The organism is Thermogemmatispora tikiterensis, from assembly GCF_003268475.1.
GTDB lineage: Bacteria > Chloroflexota > Ktedonobacteria > Ktedonobacterales > Ktedonobacteraceae > Thermogemmatispora > Thermogemmatispora tikiterensis.
This window is the reverse complement of the sequence record NZ_MCIF01000002.1, coordinates 1407741-1410073: the sequence shown is the minus strand read 5'-3', so window position 1 is coordinate 1410073 and position 2333 is coordinate 1407741. Positions and strand designations below refer to the sequence as shown.

Below are 2333 nucleotides of genomic sequence, written 5' to 3'. Positions count from 1 at the left end.
AAGAGCCAGAGGGCAGGTCCAGGAGGGCGCAGGAGGAGGGAGAGCGCTGGGCCTGGGCTTCGAAGAGGAGGTGGATAGCAGGAGCGGGAGAAGGAGGGAGGGTCTGGGAGGAGGAACTGAAGGAGACGAGGAGCTGGTGGCGTTCCTCGGGAGAGAGGAGGGGGAGAGAGGCGAGGGAGCAGGAAGGGTCGGAGACGAGGGAGGAGAGCAGGGTCTGCCAGTGGCGGGCGAGCCGGACAATGGTCTGCTCTTCAAACAACTCGCTGCTATACTCAATGCAACCGTGCAAAGAACCGTCGGGCAGCTCCTCCAGAATTAGCGAGAGGTCAAAGCGGCTGCTCCCGTTGGACAGGGTGCTCTCCTGAACGCGCCAGCCCTCTGGCAACGAGGCAGGAGCAGGTGCCAGTGAGACGGCAACCTGAAATAGTGGATTCTGAGAGAGATCGCGCTCGGGAAGAAGGTGCTGAACCAGGTGATAGAAAGGCATATCGCCGTGAGCCAGCACTTCTGTCAGATTATGCCAGGTCTGTTTCACTAACTCACGAGCACTCAGTGTATTGCTCAATTGACTGCGCAGCACGAGGGTATTGAGAAAGTACCCGGGAATAGACTCAAACTCGGGCCGATGGTGGCGATCACTTGTGAAAATACCAATCAGAAAGTCCTCCTGATAGCTGTAGCGATAGAGCAAGATCTGGAAAGCAGCCACCAGGGCCGTATAAAGGCTGATACCCTCCTTGCGCACAAAGTTATGGACCATTTCCATTATATCTTGAGCAATAGTGAAGTGATAGGTGCTGCCCTGGAAGCTCTGCTGAGCAGGGCGTGGGCGGTCAGTAGGCAAGCTAAGCGCAGTCGGGGCGCCCTCTAAATAGCGTTTCCAGAAAGCTACCAGCTGTTGCAAACGCTCAGCAGAGAAATGAGCCTGTTGCCAGAGTGTGTAGTCGGCGTACTGGTAAGGGGCAGGCTCGATGTTTGGAGAAGACTGCTGACAAAAGCGCCGATAGAGGTGGAAGAGTTCAGGGAGCAGGATACTCTGAACGGTGTGGCCATCGCAGATAATGTGATGAACAACGAGGACAAGCCAGTGCAGCTGTGGGGAAAAATGGAGCAGGCAGACATGCAGCAAGGGAGCCTGGGAGAGATCGAACGGGAGGCGAGCCTGCTGCTCGACGAAGGAGCGTGCGGCGGCGAACTGCTCGGGCGCAGGCAGAGAAGAGAAGTCGGTCACAGGAAGAGGGAGAGAGGGGCAAGGCTCCACCACCTGCACAGGGGAGCCGTTGAGTGTAGGGAAAGAAGATCTCCAGAGATGGTGCCGATCCAGAAATGCCTGCAGACTCTGCTGAAGAGCGACCTCGTCCAGGTCGCCGGGAATCTCAATGACAATAGGGGTATTGTAGACAGCAGAATCGGGCTGTAGCTGAGAGAGAAACCAGAGCTGCTGCTGGCCGTAAGAGAGAGGAGCCGGCTGCTCTGGATCGTGGTGTGGCAACGGAGGTAGCAAAGTTTTTCTACCCTGTTGATCCAGTTTCCCTTCACGTAGCTTTTCAAGCAAAACACGCCTCTTATTGGAAAGATCTCCCTGTGATGTCATCTTCTACTACACCTGCTTTCTAGTTATAAATGAATATCTGCGCCCTTGGCAACCTTTTGCTAAAATGCTTTTCATGATAGCCCCAGGCGAGAGAGCCACTCTTCAGCCTCTTCGTCGCTCATGCTCTCTATCTTCTCAAGGAGAAGTCGGTCGACCTCTGCGGCCAAGGCACGCAGCGAGCCACTCCTGAAGAGGACTTGAAGGGGCAGGTCGACCCCAAATGCTTCTGAGATGCGAAGCATGAGCTGGGCACCCAGCAGTGAGTTCCCCCCCAATCTGAAGAAATTCTCATCAAAATCGACATGCTCTCTCTTTAGTAGAGAAGCTACCAGCTCTGCAACTCTGGCTTCGACTGGGGTCCTGGCTTCTCTTTCTATGTGAGCATCCTCACGTAGAATATAGGTCTCCTCTGGTTTAGGCAAGCGAGCACGGTCGATTTTCCCATGCTCATTGGTTGGCATTTGTTCCAGCTTTACAAATGTGGCTGGAATCATGTAGTCCGGCAAGTGCTCTCTTAAATACTGGTGAAGGCTGTGCAGGGTAAGCTCTGCTTCTGGCTGAGGCACGAGGTAGGCGACCAGTTGAGCGGAAGGGGGATCATCGGGGGAGGGCTGGTGCAGGAGGACGGCGGCCTCCTGGACGGCGGGGTGGGAGCAGAGGAGGGCCTCGATTTCGCCGAGTTCGATGCGGAAGCCACGGAGTTTGACCTGCTGGTCGAGGCGGCCCAGGAAGAGGAGAG

The 2333-nt window shown here is 55.7% G+C and carries 2 protein-coding genes; both read right to left on the bottom strand.

All coding sequences use genetic code 11. From position 1 onward, the window contains the following. A partial coding sequence (locus tag A4R35_RS05710) for a condensation domain-containing protein (RefSeq protein ID WP_223258215.1) occupies nucleotides 1-1594 on the bottom strand: 1594 nt, incomplete at its 3' end. Between the two features lie 71 nt (nucleotides 1595-1665). Further along, nucleotides 1666-2265, bottom strand: a complete 600-nt coding sequence (locus A4R35_RS05705) for a phosphopantetheine-binding protein (RefSeq protein ID WP_223258495.1) — start codon at nucleotides 2263-2265, stop codon at nucleotides 1666-1668. Nucleotides 2266-2333 lie beyond the last annotated feature (68 nt).